The sequence below is a fragment of the Janthinobacterium sp. BCJ23 genome (genome assembly GCF_059617945.1).
Map to the genome: position 1 here is coordinate 28,817 of NZ_JCAQAW010000009.1, position 19,608 is coordinate 48,424.

17 protein-coding genes are annotated in these 19,608 nt (G+C 64.7%); 1 reads left to right on the forward strand and 16 read right to left on the reverse strand.

The genetic code is table 11. The features are described 5' to 3' along the window. Nucleotides 1-53: 53 nt before the first annotated feature. From AC54AG_RS23160 to AC54AG_RS23215, 12 genes are all read right to left on the reverse strand, one after another. Entirely contained in the window at nt 54-650 is a 597-nt protein-coding gene (locus tag AC54AG_RS23160) for a PEP-CTERM sorting domain-containing protein (RefSeq protein ID WP_051991989.1), read from the reverse strand. 349 nt (nt 651-999) lie between these two features. Beyond that, entirely contained in the window at nt 1,000-1,545 is a 546-nt protein-coding gene (locus AC54AG_RS23165) for an LOG family protein (protein WP_034759494.1), read from the reverse strand. An 11-nt stretch (nt 1,546-1,556) separates the two neighbouring features. Further along, complete coding sequence (locus tag AC54AG_RS23170; RefSeq protein WP_034758773.1) at nt 1,557-2,330, reverse strand: tetratricopeptide repeat protein; 774 nt, start codon at nt 2,328-2,330, stop codon at nt 1,557-1,559. Nucleotides 2,331-2,371: 41 nt separating this feature from the next. After that, nucleotides 2,372-3,043 carry a TetR/AcrR family transcriptional regulator gene (locus AC54AG_RS23175; protein ID WP_034758777.1) on the reverse strand — a complete coding sequence of 224 codons (672 nt, stop codon included), beginning with the start codon at nt 3,041-3,043 and terminating at the stop codon, nt 2,372-2,374. A 138-nt stretch (nt 3,044-3,181) separates the two neighbouring features. Next, nucleotides 3,182-3,775 (reverse strand): phasin family protein, encoded by a 594-nt coding sequence (locus AC54AG_RS23180; protein ID WP_496631687.1) that lies wholly within the window; start codon nt 3,773-3,775, stop codon nt 3,182-3,184. 152 nt (nt 3,776-3,927) lie between these two features. Next, nucleotides 3,928-7,566 carry an EAL domain-containing protein gene (locus AC54AG_RS23185; RefSeq protein ID WP_496631688.1) on the reverse strand — a complete coding sequence of 1,213 codons (3,639 nt, stop codon included), beginning with the start codon at nt 7,564-7,566 and terminating at the stop codon, nt 3,928-3,930. 308 nt (nt 7,567-7,874) lie between these two features. After that, complete coding sequence (locus AC54AG_RS23190; protein WP_496631689.1) at nt 7,875-8,831, reverse strand: esterase/lipase family protein; 957 nt, start codon at nt 8,829-8,831, stop codon at nt 7,875-7,877. After that, complete coding sequence (locus tag AC54AG_RS23195; RefSeq protein ID WP_496631690.1) at nt 8,828-10,462, reverse strand: GMC family oxidoreductase; 1,635 nt, start codon at nt 10,460-10,462, stop codon at nt 8,828-8,830. Before AC54AG_RS23195 ends, AC54AG_RS23190 begins: the two co-directional genes overlap by 4 nt. Nucleotides 10,463-10,469: 7 nt before the next feature. After that, nucleotides 10,470-10,997 carry a hypothetical protein gene (locus AC54AG_RS23200; RefSeq protein WP_319993307.1) on the reverse strand — a complete coding sequence of 176 codons (528 nt, stop codon included), beginning with the start codon at nt 10,995-10,997 and terminating at the stop codon, nt 10,470-10,472. A 71-nt stretch (nt 10,998-11,068) separates the two neighbouring features. Further along, nucleotides 11,069-12,262: an MFS transporter gene (locus AC54AG_RS23205; RefSeq protein WP_496631691.1), complete on the reverse strand. Its 1,194-nt coding sequence runs from the start codon at nt 12,260-12,262 to the stop codon at nt 11,069-11,071. A 90-nt stretch (nt 12,263-12,352) separates the two neighbouring features. After that, complete coding sequence (locus AC54AG_RS23210) at nt 12,353-13,255, reverse strand: LysR substrate-binding domain-containing protein (RefSeq protein ID WP_496631692.1); 903 nt, start codon at nt 13,253-13,255, stop codon at nt 12,353-12,355. After that, the gene (locus tag AC54AG_RS23215; protein WP_496631693.1) at nt 13,252-14,016 is read right to left on the reverse strand and encodes an RNA methyltransferase; all 765 of its coding nucleotides are present in this window, start codon (nt 14,014-14,016) and stop codon (nt 13,252-13,254) included. The genes AC54AG_RS23210 and AC54AG_RS23215 overlap by 4 nt, the downstream gene beginning before the upstream one ends. A 195-nt stretch (nt 14,017-14,211) precedes the next feature. Between AC54AG_RS23215 and AC54AG_RS23220 the strand changes: the two genes are divergently transcribed. Further along, on the forward strand, nt 14,212-14,994 hold the full coding sequence (locus AC54AG_RS23220; protein ID WP_034758799.1) for an inositol monophosphatase family protein: 783 nt from the start codon (nt 14,212-14,214) through the stop codon (nt 14,992-14,994). Nucleotides 14,995-15,074: 80 nt separating this feature from the next. On the opposite strand, the gene AC54AG_RS23225 is transcribed toward AC54AG_RS23220, so the two are convergent. The 4 genes from AC54AG_RS23225 to AC54AG_RS23240 form a co-directional block, all read right to left on the reverse strand. Next, nucleotides 15,075-16,007 carry a type II secretion system F family protein gene (locus AC54AG_RS23225; RefSeq protein ID WP_496631800.1) on the reverse strand — a complete coding sequence of 311 codons (933 nt, stop codon included), beginning with the start codon at nt 16,005-16,007 and terminating at the stop codon, nt 15,075-15,077. A 27-nt stretch (nt 16,008-16,034) separates the two neighbouring features. After that, entirely contained in the window at nt 16,035-17,003 is a 969-nt protein-coding gene (locus AC54AG_RS23230; RefSeq protein ID WP_496631694.1) for a type II secretion system F family protein, read from the reverse strand. 5 nt (nt 17,004-17,008) lie between these two features. Beyond that, nucleotides 17,009-18,355, reverse strand: a complete 1,347-nt coding sequence (locus AC54AG_RS23235) for a TadA family conjugal transfer-associated ATPase (RefSeq protein WP_319993335.1) — start codon at nt 18,353-18,355, stop codon at nt 17,009-17,011. A 63-nt stretch (nt 18,356-18,418) separates the two neighbouring features. Beyond that, complete coding sequence (locus tag AC54AG_RS23240) at nt 18,419-19,579, reverse strand: CpaE/TadZ family protein (protein ID WP_496631695.1); 1,161 nt, start codon at nt 19,577-19,579, stop codon at nt 18,419-18,421. Nucleotides 19,580-19,608 lie beyond the last annotated feature (29 nt).

The following is a 19,608-nucleotide window of genomic DNA, read 5'->3' on the forward strand; positions in this document are numbered from 1 at the left end:
AACTGGGCGGCATTTTTACTGATGCGCCGGCATGACCGGCGCCATGTTCAAGCTCAGGCGGCGTTCTTGCGGCGAAGCATAAAGCCCATCAGGCCCAGACCGCCCAGCAGCATGCCGTAGGTGGCCGGTTCCGGCACGGCGCTGACAGTGGCGGCGATATTGTCGACCTGGAAGGTGTGCAAGGCGCCTTCCTTCCACGTTGCCGACAGCAGATTGCTGAAACCTGTAAACGTGTAATCGGCAAAGGTGTGGCCGCCACCGAGGGTGAAGGTCTGGCTCACCGTGCCGCCGCCCACCTGGTGGCCGACGAACGTCACGTCAAAGGAACCGGGCAAGCTCACGAAGTCGGCCAGGCTGATCGAGCTCAGCGAGAAAGCGGCGCCATCGGCACGGCTCAGGGTGGTCGTCGACAGGGGCGTCGCGCCGAGACCGGCCGAGCCGGCATAGGCGAAGCTATCCTGGTGCGCCGAGCTCAGCAGGCCGAGGAAGCTGCTGTCGAAGTTGTAGCCGCCTTCGGAGTAGGAATTGAACACGGAACCGAAGTAGCCCGGTTGTTCCAGCGAATCAAAGCCGATGGTGGTGGTTTGTGCGTGGGCGCCGCCAGCGGTAGCGAGAACGGCGGCGACAGCGGTCGCTCGCAAGAGGGTCATTGGTTTCAAAATAGCATCCTTTCGAGATGATGAAGTAGCGTGGTTGTGGCAACTTGAAACGGCTCGGCACCTTTTTTGGGGAGTCTGTACAGCGCTCGTCGGTGTCCGATATTCCTAACTTTTGAACCCTGACAGTAGACCACAGCCATGATTAAAAATCATCTTCATTTTCAAAAAAACATGCTTCTAGAGCAATTTTATAGCCATATTTTTATTAATTAAGTCATTCAGCACGATCAATTTTCCCGTGCAGAAATAAAAAAGCCATGCAGTGCGCACCGCATGGCTCTTTCAAGCGACATCAAAAATAGTTGCCTGACGGCATCCGCACGGCCAGGCGGACATGGCCTTACGGCACGCACTCCTTCAGGCGCTGCACCAGCGCTGCCGGATCGGCGTCTGCATTGAGGAATGCCGCGTGCTGCGGGCGGATAAAACCCTGTTCCTTGCCATTTTGCACGAAAGCGATCAAGCCATCGTAGAAACGGTCGACATTGAGCAAGCCGATGGGCTTGGCGTGCAAGCCCAGCTGGGCCCACGTCAGCATCTCGAACAGTTCTTCCAGGGTGCCATAGCCGCCGGGCATGGCGATGAAGGCGTCGGACAGGCTGGCCATCATCGCCTTGCGCTCATGCATGTCCTTCACGATGAACTGGCGCGTCAAGCCCATGTGGCCCACTTCGCGTTCGACCAGCTGGGTGGGAATCACGCCCGTTACCTCGCCGCCCAGGCGCAGCACTTCATCGGCGATCACGCCCATCAGGCCCACCTTGCCGCCGCCATACACGAGCGAAATATTTTCCGCCACCAGCACGCGCGCCAGTTCGCGCGCCGCCACGGCATAGTCCGGCGAGACGCCCGCGTTGGCGCCACAGTACACACATAAAGCCTTGATCACAGTAATCCCTACCCTTTCAATTCATCGATGGCCGCCTCGACTTCGAGGCGTTCCTTGGCGTCCAGCGCCACGCACTCGGCCGCCTTTTCATACAGGGCCAGCGCTTCCGCCAGCTTTTTCTTTCCGTCGAGCATATTCAACGCACGCGCATATTCACTGTGCGCCAGCGCCGAATACGGCGTCAGGGCCAGTGCCGTCTTGAAGTGCTGGTAGCCGTCTTCCTTGTTGGCGCCGTAGGTCAGGCTGCCTATCATGGCGCCGACCTTGTCGATAATTTCCGTATGATAAATCCCAAACGCGATATGCGCTTCCGCATGCATGGGCGCTACCGTCATCGTGCGGTCCAGGCTGTTGCGCACGCGCGCGCCCATGCCTTGCGCCAGAGCCTTGACGACGGACGTGCCCAGCGCGTAGCGGCCCAGGCTGTAGGCATGCCAGTAGTAGCCGGCCGGATTGTCCGGCTGCTCGCTCTGCTGGCGCTCGCAGCGCTCGGCCACTTCCTCGTACATGTCGAGTTTCTGGCTGTCGTTTCCTTCCAGGTGCGTGGCATAGATGCAGGTGGCCTTGTGCGCCACCGCATAGCCGGGCACGCCGACTGCCAGGCCCAGCTTCACAGCGCGCTCGAAGTCGCCCGCGTGGAAGGCCAGCCAGGCTTGCAGCAGCGCAGGGTGCGTGGGAAACGGTTCCACATCGCCCGCATGCAGGCGCGGCCAGGCCGCTTCCAGGGTTTGCGGCGTGTAGACATATGCTTCGTCCGGATAGGGGAATTGTTTCCAAGCCATCTCTCTCTCCTGTAATTGACGACGTGGCGCCAGCAGCAGCGTCAGTCGTTCTTGAGTTTGGTCACATACTCTTCCGACAGTTTGCGAAACAGCAAATGCGTTTCATTGCGCAGATACGGGCCGATCAGGGACAGCACCTGGTAGCAGCCGCGCGCCAGCGCATCGGACATCGATTGCTGCTCGCTGTACTTGCGCGGGTTGCGCACGTACTCGTACGACAACCAGTAGGTGGCGACGACGACCATATTTGTCGCCATGGCAGCGACTTCCATGTCCGACGCTTCGAGCGACTGTTCGCTGCGCAAGTCTTCGCACAGCTGCGTGGCCACCTTGATCTTGTGCGCCAGGATCAGTTTGAAGTGCAGTTCCAGCTTGCGGTTGCGTGACAGCAAATCGTTGAGGTCGCGATAGAAAAAGCGGTAGCGCCAGATCAGTTCGAACATCAGGTGCAGGTACAGCCAGACGTCCTCGATATTCGAGCGGCGCCCGTCGGGCACGGTCAGGATGCGTTCGATTTCCGCCTCGAACTGGACGAAGATCGAGTTGACGATGTCGTCCTTGTTACGGAAGTGGTAATACAGGTTTCCCGGCGAAATGTTCATCTCTTCCGCAATCACGGTCGTCGTGATATTCGGCTCACCAAACTCATTGAACAGGCGCAGCGACAACTCCAGGATGCGTTCGCGGGTACGGCGTGGTGCTTTTTGTAGCATGGCGGGCAATCTCTCTGTGTTCTGCCTCAAGCATACCACCTAAGATAGTCGTAATGAAACACTGCGCCCGCTGGCGCCGGCGAAAACCGCAGGCAAAAAAAAGCCTGCGCGAGCAGGCTGGAGGAATGCGGCGCCAGCTCAGACCGCCGGCGCTTTTTTCTTCGCCGCCGGCCTCGCGGCGGGTTTGCTCACCGCTTTGCTCGCGGGCTTGCTTGCGGCGCGCGGCGCAGCCTTGACGGCAGCCGCTTTCGGCGCAGTTTTCGTTACGGCTTTCGGCGCGGCTTTCGGCGCCGCCTTCACGGCGGGCTTGGCCGCCACCTTCGGCTTGGACGCTGGCGCGGGCTTGGCTGACAGCGCCGCCACTTGCCGGCTCAAGGCATTGATCTGCGCACGCAGCGCGGCGATGTCCTGCTGCGTGGGCACGCCGATGGTGGCCAGCGCACGCGCCACGCGCTCTTCGAACACTTGCTCCAGCTTGTCCCAGGAGCCGCTGGCCTGCTTGCCCACGCCATCGGCCAGTTTGCCGACGCTGCCGCTGACGTCGGCCACCTTGTCTTCGGCCCGCTTCTGGAATTCCGTGCCCTCCTTCACCAGCCGGGAAAACACACGTCCGCCCTCTTCCTGCGCCTTGGCGAATGCGCCGAGGCCCGCTTGCCAGATCTGCTGCGCGGACGAGCGCACGGCACTCGCCAATTCCGTGTCTTCCGTCAGCGCCTTCAATTTCTTCACCATCGCCAGCTCCCGTCATGTAAAAGGCCATGCCACTTCATGGATGCGTTTTATTCTAGAGAGCAAAACTAGAGACGGGAGTCTAATTCGATGGAAAGCTGCGGCGCAAGGTGCGCCAGCGCACGCGGCGGCCAGTTGCCCGCTGCGGAAAATCCTCAGGCCGCCGCTTTCACCTGGCCATGCAGCAGCTTGTGCAGGCGGAAGCCTTCGCGGATATTCTCGCGCAGCACGGCGCCTTTCCACGGCTTGGTATAGAAGCGGTCGACAGCGCCGCGGTTGATGGCCGCCATGATGGGCGTCAGATCGGCAAAGGCCGACAGCATGATGCGGAAGGTATCGGGGCACAAATGTTTGACCCGCTCCATGAATTCGGTGCCGCTCATCAGCGGCATGCACTGGTCGCACAGGATCACCTGCACCTTGTGGCGCGCCAGGATGTCGAAGCCCTCGGCGGCCGTCTGCGCCGTCAGAATGCGGTAGCCGTCCTGCGCCAGGAAGTCGCTGAGCACGTCGAGCATGAAGACATCGTCGTCGACGATCAGCAAGGTTTGCTGCTCTTCGCTGCCCGCATCCTGCGGCGCCTGCAGCAGCTTGCCGCCCATCAGCATCTGCTCGAATTCTTCCTGCGGCACGGGGCGGCTGAAATAATAGCCCTGCATCTCGTCGCAGCCGTGGCGCCGCAGATAGGCCAGCTGCGCATCGTTTTCCACGCCTTCGGCGATCACTTCCAGCTTCATGCTGTGGGCCATGCTGATAATGGCCAGCACGATGGCCGCGTCGTCCGGATTGCTCGTCACTTCGCGCACGAAAGCGATGTCGATCTTCAGCTTGTCGATGGGGAAGCGCTTCAGGTAGGCCAGGCTGGAATAGCCGGTGCCGAAATCGTCGATGGAAATCTGAATGCCCAGCGCCTTCAGGTTGCGCAGCACGGCGATGGTTTCCTCGGCATTCGACATCAGCGAGCTTTCCGTCAGCTCCAGCTCCAGCAGGTCGGGCGCGATATCGTGCTTGCGGATCGCCTTGAGCACCTCTTCCTCCAGGCCGCCGACGAAGAACTGGATGCCCGACACGTTCACCGACAGGTGTACGGGGCCGATGCTGCTGGCGCCCCATTCGCTGATCTTCTTGCAGGCCTCGTCGAGCACCCAGTTACCGACGCGCACGATGAGACCCGTTTCTTCCAGCAGGGGAATGAACAGGGCCGGCGAAACCATGCCGTGGCCGGGACGGCGCCAGCGTATCAGCGCCTCGGCGCCGCTGATGCGCCCCGAGATGATATTCACCTTGGGCTGGAAGAACAGCACGAATTCCTCGTTGTCGATGGCACGCCGCAGGGCATTTTCCATGTCCAGCCGCGCCATCGATTGCGCGTTCATTTCCGCCGTGAAGAAGCGGAAGGCGTCGCGCCCCGCTTCCTTGGCGCGGTACATGGCCGTGTCGGCATATTGAATCAGGGTGTCCGCATCGGCAGCATCCTCGGGGAAGACGGATATGCCGATGCTGACCGTCACCGTCACCTCGTGGCCCTGCAAGTCGAAGGGCTTGCGCATCGCCTCGCGGATCTTGTCGACCACGCCGACGGCATGCTGTGCGCCTTCGGGCAGCAGCAGGATGGTGGCAAATTCATCGCCGCCAAAGCGGCCGATGGTGTCGCGCACACGCAGGCAATCGACAAGGCGGCTGGAAAACTGGCGCAGAAGGTCGTCGCCGATCGTGTGGCCCAGGGTATCGTTGATATTCTTGAAGCGGTCGACATCCATGAACAGCACGGCCACGGCCCACTGGTGCTCGGCCGCCTGGGCCAGCGAATGGGTCAGCGAGGCGTAGAACTGGCTGCGGTTCGGCAAACCCGTCAAGGTGTCGAAATGAGCCAGTTTCATCAGGCGCTGTTCGGCGTCCTTGCGCTCCGTGATGTCGCGCGCCACGGCCACCAGGATCCAGCTCTGCCCCGAGCGCAAGGTGCGCCGCTGCACTTCCACCGACAGGGGCGATCCGTCCTTGCGCTGCAGCTGCAATTCCGTCATCGGGCCGCCCTGGTCGCCGGCCAGCAGCTTGTTGTACAGCTCTTCCAGCTGGGATTCGCCCTCGTGCGCACGGCCCGGGCCCACGCGCAGGAAATCCTCGCGCTCGAAACCGAGCATGCGGCACGCCGTCTGGTTGACGTCGACGAAGCACATGCCGGCGCGGTCGACGAGGAAAATCGCGTCGGCCGTGGCGTCCATCGCCAGGCGGAAGCGGCGCAAGTCTTCATCGAGGCGGATGCGCGCCGCCATGTCCAGGGTCAGCTGCTCGTGGTGGCGCTTGATCTCGTCGTACAGCAGCAGATTATCGTAGGCGACGGCGATCTGCGCCGCCACCGTGGCGGCGACCCGTTCGTCGACTTCGGAAAATTCATTCGCCCCCAGCTTGTCGACCAGGTACAGCCAGCCGTGGCTGCGCTCGCGCGAGGCGATGGCCACGCCGAGGAAGGAGTGTACGGGCGGGTGCGTGTCGGGCAGGCCCAGCGCGCCGGGGTCGCCCTTCAAGCCATTGACGCGGTAAGGCTGGCGCTGTTCCAGCAAGCGGTTCAAAATGCCCGTGCGCGGCGTGCTGGCGATGCGATCGAGGTTTTTCTCGGCGCCGCACGAGGAAAAATAGCTGAGCTTTTCGGCGCCCTCTTCCAGTACGCCGATGCAGGCGTACTTGGAGACGCAGATATTCTGCGCCACCTTGCAGCCCGCCTCGATCAGGGCGCGCGGATCGCGTTCGGCACCCAGCTCGATGCCCAGTTCGATCAGGGCCGTCAGGCGCAGGCTCACCGCCTGCAGACTCGACAGCGAGCGCGACAAACGCTCCGTCATAATGCCCAGGTCTTCGGGGAGCGCGGCTTGGCCCTCGCGCTGGCTGGCCAGCTGCGAAATCTGCTGGCTGCTCGATTCGAGTTCGTCGAGGTAGCCGCTGACCTGGTGCTCGATGCCGGCCAGCTGGCCCGTGGCGGGAAGCGCCGCCCCGCCGCCCGCGCCCGGCGCCACCGGCACCTGGGGCGCCGCCGGCATCAGTCCCAGCGCCTCGTTGACCGTGCGTACGATGACTTCGGGATCGGACGGCTTGGGCAAGACCCAGCGCACGCCGCACGCCTGCGCCAGCAGGATCGCTTCCTGCTCGCGGTAGGTGGCCGTATAAAAGATGATGGGCACGTCGGCCAGCGCGGGATCGGCATGCACGCGCGTGACGAATTCGTAGCCGTCCATGTTCGGCATGAGGATGTCGGAGATGATCAGGTTGGGCCGCTCGGTACGCAGTATTTCCAGCGCGTCGGCGCCGTTGGCCGCCTCCAGCAGGCGGTGGCCGCCGTAGCCGAGAAGTGCGGTCAGGAACTCGCGGTTCAGCACATGATCATCGACGATCAGGATGGTGGCTATGTCGTTTTTAACTGGCGTCGACGGCGCCCCGGGTAAAAAAGACTCCAGCTCCGCGACGAACAGGTCGGGTTCGATCGGTTTGCCGATGTAGCCATTGAAGCCCGCTTCGAGCAGGCGCTCGCGGTCGCCCACCATGGCCAGCGCCGTCACGGCCAGCGCCGGGATCTTGCGCAGCTGCGGGTCTTTCTTCAGTTCCGCCACCACGCCATAGCCATCGAGCTTGGGCAAGTGCACGTCGCAAATGATCAAGTCCGGCAACTCGCTGCGCGCCATGCGCACGCCCTCTTCGCCGTCATAGGCGGCCAGCGGCGTGTACCCGAAGGCACGCAGCAAGTACACCATCAATTCCATATTGGTGGCGTTATCTTCGATAATCAGGATACGTGCGGACAATTAGCGCCCCCAATAAAAACGGCATGGACTCATTTTTCCGCATGCGCGGGCTACATAACAATCGTATAACATCTTGCCATACATTCAGGGAAATTTCTGGCCCACGTACGCCTGCAGAACGGCTCAAGCGGCCTCATGAACAAATTTTTCCCGCTTATCTTCTGACGTTAGCTTAACTTATCTTCTGACGTTAGCTTAATACAGTACGCCAGTGGAAAACAGCATTTTCTGCCTCGTGCGTTGTTAAACATGGGCAACAGCAGAGTCAAAAGAGACAGTCTTGCCATGCAGACAAAACACAACAGGACTCAGGCGAAATGGGGAGCGGAGGGAGGCTGGGCGACTTCGCTCTTGATAGTGATTTCTGCCAGCAGCTGGCGCAGCACGCGCGCATCGCTGGCCAGCGCCACGTGGCCGATGCCGCCGAAAGCGATATTGCGCGCGCCCGGCAGCTGCGCGGACGCTTGCGGCGCGACGATATTGTCGTGATGCGAATAGATCGACGTGATCAGGGCGCGCGTCTCGGGCGTCTCGCTGGCGGCCAGCTGCGCCAGCCAGCCGCTGGGCGTGCCATCGACGCGGCTCATCTGGCGCGCATTGGCACCCGCCGCCAGGTTGGCCAGCGCCGTGCCGTGGTGCGGCGTGCCGATCGTGATGATGCGGGCCACGCGGGCCGCGCCGTAATGGCGCAGCCAGGCGCGCGCCACCAGGCCGCCCATGCTGTGGGCGACGAGAATCACGCGGTCGCTGCCTGTGCGGGCACATAGCTCGGTGATGGCTTGTTCGACCAGCGGCACGAACTCCTCGATATCGGCGTTGATCGGTTCCAGGTCGATCGCCTTGTGCACGATACCGGCCCGTGCCAGCTGCCGGCTCAGCTTGGTCCAATAGCCGCCGTTGCACACATAGCCGTGCACCAGCAGCACCGGCATGCCTTGGCCGGGGATGCTGCCGGCCGCATGCAGGCGCGGACGCAGCATGCCCCATGACGACGTCCACAGGGTGGCACGCAATTCGCCCAAAAACAGGCGCGCCGCGCCCATGGCGCCCAGCTGGTATTCAGGCGGCACGGGGCTGCCCAGGCGCCGGCTCTCCCGGAAATTGCGCACGACGATCAGCGCGCGCACGGCCAGCAGCATGGCCAGCGCCAGCAGCACGGCCAGCAGCGGCGAAGCGATGCCCCACGCCTGCATGGCCAGGTACGCCAAGCCCAGCACGGCCAGTAGTTGCAGCAGCATCAGCCACTTGAGGATGCGCGCGATCATGCGGTCGCCGCGACGGAAACGGGCGCGGGCTTGCCCGTCAGCGCTTGCGCCAGGCCGCTGGCCAGGCGCGCTGTCAGCGCGTAGATCGTCAATTGCGGATTGGCGCCGATCGACGTGGGGAACAGCGAGCCATCATGTACGGACAGGTTGCGTACGCCGTGATAGCGGCCGTCGGCGCCCGTCACGCCCAGGCGCGCATCGTCCGACATGGCGCAGCCGCCCATCACGTGGGCCGACACCACGCGCGCCAGCAGCGCCTTCATCGGCAAATCGCCGATGGCCTGCTTCGCCTGCGCCCAGCTCGTGTAGTGGCTGGCCAGCTCATGCACGGGATAGACGCTCCTGGCGCCGGCGGCGAACTGGATTTCCGCCATCGATAGCAGCGCGCGCCGCACGCCATCCCAGAGAAAAGGCGTGAGCGGATAGTCGAGCACGGGCGCGCCGAAACTGTCGACCGATACGCTGCCGCCCGCCGCATCATGGTGAAAGCCGTCGCGCAGCAGCGCCAGCAAGGCGTGCGCATGGGGAAATTCGCGCATGGTGCGCGCATGTTCGTCGCCGAAGCCGCCCATGGTGGTGGCCATCAGCAGCGGGTGCAAGGGCGGCGCTTCGAGCTTGTAGCCGATAGGGCCATCGATGGGCGCCGTATGCAGGAAATGGTCGGAATAAATCGTCTGCGGCGCGCCCGCATAGGCGTCGACTCGCTGCTGGAACAGGCCCGCCGAGACCACGGTCGGATGCAAAAAGGTGCGCCGGCCCAGCAAGCCGTGCGGGTCGGGCGCCTGCGAGCGCAGCAGCAGCGCGGGCGAGTTGATGGCGCCGCCGGCCAGCACAAAGTGTTTCGCGCGCAGCGTCAGGCGCCCGCCCGTGGGCACTTGCCCGGCGGCGTCCAGCGCGATGACTTGCAGGCTGTCGATGCGCTCGCCCTTGAAAGTGAAACGTTCGGCGCGCGCATGCACGAGCAGGCCCGCGCCCAGCGCCAGCGCCGACGGGATCGTCGTCACCAGCATCGACTGCTTGGCGTTGGTCGGGCAGCCCATGCCGCAGTAGCCGAGGTTCCAGCAGCCGTTCACGTTGCGCCGGATGGCGGCCGTGGGGATGCCCAGCGCCGTGGCGCCACGCCGCAACAAGTCGTTGTTTTCATTGGGCGGCGCGGCCCAGTCGCTCACGTGCAGGCGTTTTTCCATCATAGCGAACCACGGCGCCATGGCATCGACGCCATAGCCGGACAAGCCAAAGTGCTTGCGCCAGTATTCGAGGGTGCCGGGCGGCGTGCGGAAGCTCGAGGTCCAGTTGACGGTGGTCGAACCGCCGACCGTGCGCCCCTGCAAAATATTGATCGCCTTGTCGCGCGTCTTGCGCGCGGCCGATTCCTGGTACAGCGCGGGATAAGCGTCCGCTTCGCGCATCTTGAAGTCTTGCGAGGACTTCAAGCCGCCCTCTTCGACGATCAGCACTTTCAAGCCGGCCAGCGCGAGGATTTCCGCCGTCACGCCGCCGCCGGCGCCGCTGCCGATGACGACGACGTCCGCTTCCAGGGTGCGGTCGGCGGCCAGGGTGCTGGCGTCGGTGACGTTCCAGCCGGCGGCCAGGCCGGCGGCAATCGGGTCGGGTATGGGGGATGTGCTCATGGATGCCTTATGCGCTCAGTTCGGGCAGCGGTCCCGGATAGCCGATGGCGGCCCAGTGGGCGGCATCGGCATACCAGGCGCCGAGGATCAGATCGTGCAGGGCCAGGTAAGCCGTCTGCAGTGTCGCCAGGCGGTGCGTGCGCCACGCCTGCAGAAAGGCGGCCACCTGGGCCGGGTCGGCGTCAAGCCAGCCTTTCTCAACGCCGGCGACGAAGCGCCGCGCGGGCGCCAGCGCCAGCAGCCCAAACAGATCCTGCACTTCCTGTTGCGCCGCCAGCGGCAAGCCGCGGATGGCCGTGTCCACGCCGGCGATGGCGCCATCGAGCGCCGTGGCCCGCGCGGTCGCGTCCCGAGTCAGTGCGCTGCCCAGCATCGCCGGCACGATGGCCGCCAGCGCCGCGCGCGCTTCGCCGTCGAGGACGAAGCGGCCCGGTGGCGCCGGTCCGCGCACCAGGCGGTAGGCGGCGCCGCCGGCGGCCAGCACACCGGCGCCGAGCACGCCCAGTTTCAGAAACGATCTGCGTCGCATCCCCATGTCTCCCTTGTTTTGTACGGCCTTTTGCAGGCCAGTGTACGCCAAAGGCAGCGGGCATTTAAACGCAAAAACTAGAGCGACCCGTCTAGTTTGCGCGACGGGAACCATAGCAGCAGCATGGCCAGCAGCGCCGCCAGCGCGCCGCCGATGGCGATGCTGGGTAAGCCAAAGGCGACGATCAGCGCGCCGCCCAGCGCGCCACCGGCCGCCGTGCCCGCATTGAAGGCGGCGATATTCAGGCCCGCCGCCACGGCGTCGCTGCCAGGGCAATGCTGCTGCGCCAGGCGCAGCAGCCGCATGGTCGACAGGGTCACGAGGGCGAAGAACAGCAAGCCCAAGGTGCCGCACAGGGCCAGCATGGCCACGGGCTGGGCGCGCAGCATATAAAACGCCAGCAAATTGAGCGCCAGCGCGGCCAGTGCCAGCACGGTGGCGCGCAGCGCGTGGGGCCTATCCGCGCACCAGCCGCCCAGCAGGTTGCCGCCGATGGCGCACGCGCCAAAGCACAGCATGGCGGCGCCCAGCCAGCCCGCATCGAGTCCGCCCAGCTGCAGCAGGAATGGCGAGACATACGTGAAAAAACTGAAGGTGGCCACGCTGACGAGCGCCGCCACGCCGGCCGCCAGCAGCAGGGGCGGCTGCACGATGGCGCGCAGGCTGGCCAGGGCCGAGACGGCAGCGGTTTCCTGGCGCGCGGCCGGCATGGCGAAGCGCAAGCCGGCGCCGCCGCACAGGGCCAGCACGCCGATGACCGCAAATACCCAGCGCCACGACGAGACGGCACCCAGCCACGTCCCCAGCGGCACGCCGCCCGCCAGCGCCAGGGTCAGGCCCAGCCAGACGATGGATAGCGCCCGTCCCGCGCGCGACGGGTCGACCAGGCTGGTGGCCGCATGCGAGGCGACGGCCATGAACACGCCATGCGCGAGTCCCACGGCAAAGCGCACACCGAGCAGCGCGCCCAGCGCCGGCGCGGCCGCCATGGCCACGCTGCCGGCCGCCAGCACGAGCATCGTGGCCACCAGCACCTGGCGCGTGGGCCGGCGCGCCAGCATGGCCGTCAGGATCGGTGCGCCGATGGCCGCCCCCAGCGCATACGCGGCAATGGCGCCGCCTGCCGCCGCCACGCTGGCGTGCAAGTCGCGCGCCATGGGGGTCAACAGGCCGGCGGCGATGAATTCGGACAAGCCGAAGGCGAAGCTGCACAACGACAGCAGATAAATGGAGAGTGGCAGCCCGCGGCTGCGCGATGAAACGATGGACATGGCAATTCCCGACAATCAAAACGCCATGCTGGCCCCTGGATCACCATCTGTAAAATATCTTATTTATCTCGAAATGAGACCTTGCAAGTCTCAATGCGAGGCAGACAGCCGCAACTGCTCCAGCAACCGCTCGCGCACGGGCGACGTGCGCTGCGGGTCCCACGCCATGTACAGGTCGAGCTGGCGCAGCGCCTCGGGCGCGCTGCTTGCCAGCGGCAGCATGACCACGCCCGCAGGTGCGCTGGCCGCCAGGCTGGCCGGCAGCAGCGCGACGCCGAAGCCGGCCGCCACCAGTCCCAGCACCGTTTGCAAGCGGCGCGCCTGCTGCACCACGCGCGGCACGAAACCCGCATGCAGGCACAGGCTGGCCAGCTGGTCGTGGAAACCCTGGCCCAGCTCGCGCGGCGAGGCGACGAAATCGTCACCGGCCAGGTCCGCCAGGTCCACCCTCGCCTGGCCCGCGCAGCGGTGGTCCAAGGGCAGCGCGATCATGATGTCCTCGCCCGACAGGCGCTCGAAGCGCAAGCCCGGCGTGCTGCGCCCGGGAGCGCGCAGCAGCGCGATATCGACCTCATTCTTTTCCAGCCACTCGACCTGCTGCTGCGTCGACGCTTCGCGCAAGGTGAATTGCACGGCGGGCGAGGCGGCGCGGAACGCGCGCAAAGCCTCGAGCACGTGGGCGTAGGGCGTAATGTGGATGAAGCTCAGGCGCAAATGCCCCTCGATGCCTTGCGCCACGCGGCGCGTGGCGGCCACGCCCTCTTCCAGGCTGGCCAGCACCTGGTGCGCTGTGGCCAGGAAAGTGCTGCCGGCCGGGGTCAAGGCGACCTTGCGGTTCGTGCGTTCGAAAACAGGGTAGCCGAGCGCCTCTTCCAGCCGCAATATCGCCTGCGACAGCGGCGGCTGCGCCATGTGCAGCCGTTCTGCCGCGCGCCGGAAATTGAGTTCCTCGGCGACGGCGATGAACTGGCGCAGCAGCCGGGTCTCTATCATGGGCCTTTTTTGGCTACCGCCAGGATATGGCGCGCGATGCCGCGCAGGATATTGACTTCTTCCGTTTCCAGCCCCGTGCGCGAAAACAGGCGTTTCAGGCGCGGCATGAGCTTTTTCGGATTGTCGGCGTCGAGAAAATCGATGGCGACCAGCGCCTGCTCCAGATGCGCATACATGCCGTCGACCTGCGCCAGGCTGGCCGCGTCGCCATGAAAACCGACGGGGCTGGCCATTTGCCCATCGCCGAGCGCCGCCACGCGGCATTCATAGGCGACAACCTGCGCCGCCTGCGACAGGTTCAGCGAGGAATACTCGGGATTGGCGGGAATGTTGATCAGCACATTGCACTGCTCGACGATCTCGTTGGGCAAGCCGAAGCGCTCGTTGCCGAAGATGACGGCCGCGTGCAAGTCTGCGCCGGCCGCCAGCTGGGCCGCGATGGCGCGCGGGGCCGTGACGGGCGGCGAGAATTCGCGCAATCGGGCCGACACGGCGGCCGCGTAATTGCAGCCTTCGAGCGCTTCGGTGATCGACGCGACGATGCGCGCGCCCGACAAAATATCCTGCGCGCCGCTGGCGAAGGCCACCGCTTCCGCATCCGTCAAGGCATCGGGAAAGCGGGGGTTGACCAGCACCAGATCGGAAAAACCCATCGTTTTCATGGCGCGCGCGACGCCGCCAATGTTGCCAGGACGACTAGTTTCGACAAGAATAAATCGCAGGCGTTTGAAAAGAGACGTGTTGATTTCGGGCAGATTCATTTAAAATAGCGCTATTGCGCGGTATCGATACAGGAAATTTCGGGAAACGGAGTCACAAAACGCTGACGCCAGGCCGGGATTTTAACCACTTCGGCACCGCTCCGCTCTTTAATTCATTCTTGCACTCTATCGTACCGGCGCCGCAAGGCGGCCATGGGCGGTCGCGTGCTTTTAACGGAAGCTCACATGCACCCAATGCTCAACACGGCGATCAAAGCCGCCCGCCGCGGCGCCGCCGTCATCAATCGCGCCTCTTTTGACCTCGACCGCGTCGTCGTCACGGAAAAACAACATAACGATTTCGTCACCGACGTCGACCAGGCGGCCGAACAAGCCATCATCGAGGTGCTGTCCAAAGCCTACCCGGACCACGCGTTCCTGGCTGAGGAATCGGGAGCTTCCGCCAACTCGCACGACGAGAATGAATATCAGTGGATCATCGATCCGCTGGACGGCACCACCAACTTCATCCACGGTTTCCCGCAATACTGCATTTCGATCGCCCTCGCGCATCGCGGCGTCGTCACGCAAGCCGTCATCTACGACCCGGTCCGCAATGACCTGTTCACGGCCACCAAGGGCGCCGGCGCCTATCTGAACGAAAAACGCATCCGCGTCACCAAGCTCGACCGCATCTCGAACGCCCTGCTGGGCACCGGCTATGTGGCCGGCAGCGCCCGCGCGCTGGACGAATACCTGAAGATGTACGCGATCATGGGCGAACGCAGCCAGGGCGTACGCCGCGCCGGCTCGGCCGCGCTGGACCTGGCCTACGTCGCTTGCGGCCGCCTGGACGGCTTCTACGAAAAAGGCTTGAAGCCTTGGGATATCGCCGCCGGCGCCCTGATGATCACGGAATCGGGCGGCATCGTCGGTGAATTTTCCGGCGAATCGGACTACCTGTACAAGGGCGACGTCATCGCCGCCAGCCCGAAGATCTTTGGCCAGATGATCACCTTGCTGACGCCATTCGCCTGATTGCCAAGCAAGGGCTGATGATGTAAAGAAGCTGCCGGAGGAAACTCCGGCAGCTTTTTTTTTGCCCGCTCGACTACCCTTCAGCTGCCCCGCATGGCCGGCAGCAGCACGCGGTAAATCTGCAGGAACGCCGGGCCCATCAGCACGACCATCAGCGATGGAAAAATGAAAAAAATCAGCGGAAACAGCAGCTTGAGGGCGATCCTGGCCGCCGTTTCTTCGGCGCGCTGGCGCCGCTTGGTGCGCAGCTGGTCGGACTGCACGCGCAGCGACGCGGCTATGCTCGTGCCGAAGCGCTCGGCCTGGATCAGCAAGGTCACCAGCGCGTCCACATCGTCCACGCCCGTGCGCAGGGCCAGGTTGCGCAAGGCCTTGTCCTTGGCGCTGCCGGCGCGCAGTTCCAGCGTCACCAGTTGCAGCTCTTCGGCCAGGACCGCGCTTTTCAGGCCGATTTCCTGCGCCACGCGCGCCAGCGCCGCATCCATCGCCAGCCCCGCTTCGACGCACACCGTCATCAGGTCGAGCGCATCGGGAAAGGTCTCGAACACTTCGCGCTGGCGCTGTTTCAAACAGTGCGACAGCCAGGCATTGGGCAGGTAATAGCCGAGTGCGGCCACCGCGACCAGCCATAACAGCATATTGTGCCCGCCCTGGCGCAGCAGGAAATACCCGAGCAGCGGCAAGCCCACGAACAGGCCCGTCTTGGCCGCATAAAACAGGGCCGGCGCGGCCTGGCTGCGCCAGCCGGCATGGACGAAGCGGCTGCGGATGGGCGAACTTTCCCAGCCTTCGTCGGGCAGCGACAGCCTGGCCAGCGGACGCGTGAGGCTGACGGCGTGCGCCACCCAGCGCCGCCTCGCATGGCGCTCCCGGTCGCCGGCGGCGCCCGCATCACCGAGCGATTGCAGCCGCTGCTGCACGGCATTGCCGGCGAACAGGCGCAGCACCAGCACGGCCAGCGCGAAAACAATCAGGAACAGCAGGCCCAGCAAAGCCAGTTGCGCCGCACTCATGCCGCTCATCGTGTTTGCTCTTTCATGTCACACCCGGATATGGATAATTTTTCGGATACAGAGCACGCCAACCATCAGCAAGCCCAGCGCCACACCGACCATCTTGCGCCCGCCCGCATCCGTGTACAGCACGGCAAGAAACTGCGGATTCATCACGTGCATCATCATCGCCGCGCCAAACGGCAGCAAGCCCAGCACCCAGGCCGACATGCGCCCTTCGGCCGACAGCACGCGCACCTGCCCCAGCAATTTCAATCGGTCGCGGATGATGGCGCTGATGCTGCCCAGCAATTCAGTCAGGTTGCCGCCCGTTTCCCGCTGGATCAGCACGGCGATGACGACATAGCGCAAGTCCGTGCTGGGCACGCGCGCGGCCAGGTTGCCCAGCGCATCGGCCATCGCCACGCCAAAACTGACTTCGTCGAACACGGCGCGGAACTCGTCGGCCAGCGGCCCCGTCATCTCCTCGCCCACCATTTTCAGCGCGGTGGGAAACGCATGGCCGGCGCGCATGGCGCGGCCCATCAGGTCCAGCGCGTCCGGCAGTTGCTGCTCGATGCGCACCAGCCGCCGGCTCCTGGCGCGGCGCGCCAGCAGATAAGGCAGCGCGGCACCGCCCGCGCCCAGGCCCAGACGCACATACCATGGCAGCGGCAGCACGCTGGCCGCCAGCAGGCCGGCGGTCGCGCCAAGCGCGCAATAGCCGAGGAATCCGGCCACGAGCCAGCGCATGCCCGCCTGCAGCAGCAACTGCTCGATGCGCCGCACGCCGGGCAAGCCTTCCAGCACGCCCTGCAGGAAGGGATAGCTGCTCAGCGGGCGCTGCTTGGTGATCGACAGCGCCTGTTCGCCATCGCTGGCCGTGTACATGGCTTGCAGGCGCCGCGCCACCCGCGCCGCGCTTGGGCCCCGCGCCGCTTGCCACGCCAGCCAGGCGCCCGCCACCAGCAGCACGACGGCAAGGAAGAGGAACAGATAGACAAGATAGGAAAGCATGGCGTTCAGCGCCCCGCCGCCGCGGGTTCGAACAGGGCGGCCGAGACGCCGATGCCAAAGCTGTTCAGACGTTCGAGGAAGCGCGGGCGGATGCCGCTGGCCGAGAACTGCCCGACCACGGCGCCGCCCTCGGCCACGCCCGTCTGCTTGAAGCTGAAGATTTCCTGCATCGTGATGACCTCCCCTTCCATGCCCGTGATTTCCTGGATCGACGTCACCTTGCGCTTGCCGTCGATCAGGCGCGACACTTGCACCACCACCGACACGGCCGAGCTGATCTGCTGCCGGATGGCCTTGCTGGGCAAATTCGCCGCCGCCATGCTGATCATGTTTTCCAGCCGCGTCAGCGCGTCGCGCGGGGTATTCGCATGGATGGTGGCCATCGAGCCTTCATGGCCCGTGTTCATGGCGCCCAGCATGTCGAGCGCCTCGGCGCCGCGCACTTCGCCCAGGATGATGCGGTCGGGGCGCATGCGCAGCGCATTGCGTACCAGCGCGCGCTGCGACACTTCCCCCTTGCCTTCGATATTCGCGGGGCGCGTTTCCAGGCGCACGACGTGCGGCTGCTGCAATTGCAGTTCGGCCGCGTCTTCCACCGTAACGATGCGTTCCGTATGGCCGATGAAGCCGGAAATCACGTTGAGCATGGTGGTCTTGCCGCTGCCCGTGCCGCCGGAAATGAGGATGTTCATCTTCGCCTTGCCCAGGCCCTGCAGCACTTCGGCCATCTCGGCCGTCATGCTGCGGTAGGCGACCAGGTCGGCCAGGCGCAGCGGATCGACGGAAAAACGCCGGATCGACATCACGGGACCGTCGATGGCCAGCGGCGGGATGATGGCGTTCACGCGCGAACCGTCGGGCAGGCGCGCATCGACCATGGGACTCGACTCGTCGATGCGCCGGCCCACGCGCGAGACGATCTTGTCGATGATTTTCATCAGGTGGGCGTCATCGTCGAAGCAGATGTCGGTCAGCTCCAGGCGGCCGCCGCGCTCCACATACACTTGCTTGTGGCCGTTGACGAGGATGTCCGACACGCTGGCATCCGACAGCAGGGTTTCAAGCGGCCCGAAGCCCAGCATCTCGTGCTGGATGTCGCGCGTGAGGCTCCGGCGCTCGGCGTCGTTGATGACGACCGCCTCTTCGTCCAACAGGCGCTCGACGAGGCCGCGCAATTCTTCGCGGATGCGCTCCTGCGACAGGCGCTGCATGCTTTCCAGGTCGACCCGTTCCAGCAGCAGCCCATGGATGCGCAGCTTGAGGGCGCGGTAGCCGTGGTTGTCGATGGCCGCCGCGCGTTGCGGCGCGAGCGCGGCGATCTTGGCGCTGCCGAGCCGTTCGCGGATGGACAAGGCGGCGGTGGGGGAACTAGCCATGCAATGCTCCTGTTATGGGGTGTGGGTCAAGCATGTGCATCAAGCGCGCCGCAGGACACGGCCCAGCCAGCCCTGGCGCGCCGTGCTGGCCGCGCTGCCGGCCAGGCTGGCGGCGAACTCCTGCAGCGAGCGGGTGATCGGGCTGGCCTTGTCGAGCTGCAAGATCGGCATGCCCTGGTTGACGGAGGCGGCCGCCGAGGCATAGTGATTGGGCACCGTGCGGTAGACAGCCGTGCCATACGCCGCTTCCAGGTCGCGCAGGCGGATTTCACCGCCCTTGTCGTGGCGGTTGACGATGATGTGCACCTTTTCCTTCGCGTATTCGAGCGAACGGAACATGCCCAGCAGGCGCTTGCCGTCGCGGATGTACGGCAAGGTCGCCTGCAGGACTGGAAAGATCATGTCGGCGTGGTCGAGCGCGCGCACGCTGACGGCGTCGAGGTTGCGGCCCACGTCGAGCACGATGAAATCGTACTGGCGCCTGGCTTGCCGGATGATGGCGTCGATGTGTTCGGGCGCCACTTCGCTGGCGTGGGCCGGATCCTCGGGCGCGGCCAGCACGCTGTAGTTGGGCAGGATGTGCAGCATGCTCGATCCCAGGAACGAGGAGTCGAGCCGGTGGATGTCGCGCGTGACGTCGGACAGCGTGGCCAGCGGCTTGTTCTCGGAAACGAAGAGCGAAGCGTCGCCAAAATGCAGGTTCATGTCGATCAGGGCAACGCGCTGCTGGCCGCCGGCGGCCAGCGCATAACCGAGATTGCTGGCGATGAAGGTCGCGCCGCTGCCGCCCTTGCAGGAAATGAAGGCCAGCACCTTGCCGTTGCCATGCTCGCGCCGCTCCAGCTTTTCCTCGATGCGTTCGAGCGCCGCATGCAGGTTGGCCGGCACGGCGGGAAACGGCAGCACGTCGCGCACGCCCGCGCGCATGGCCTGCAGCAGGAATTCGGGCGGCTGCTGGTGGCACAGCACGATGAAGGCCATGCGCGGATGCAGGTTGCTGAGGCACTCGATGGCGGCCAGGTCGGCGCCGTCGTTCGACGGGCGGTCGAAGATCAGCACGTCGGGCAGCGATTGCGCCGCCTGCAGCGGTTCGAGCGATTCGCCACCCGCGCTGATCTCGTCGAGCCGGTTGCGGCTGCGCAGCAGCCGGCCCAGTTCGGACAGTATTTTTTCATCCCTGGAATTGATGGCGATTTTCACGATATGCCTTGCTGATTCTGTGGTGACGG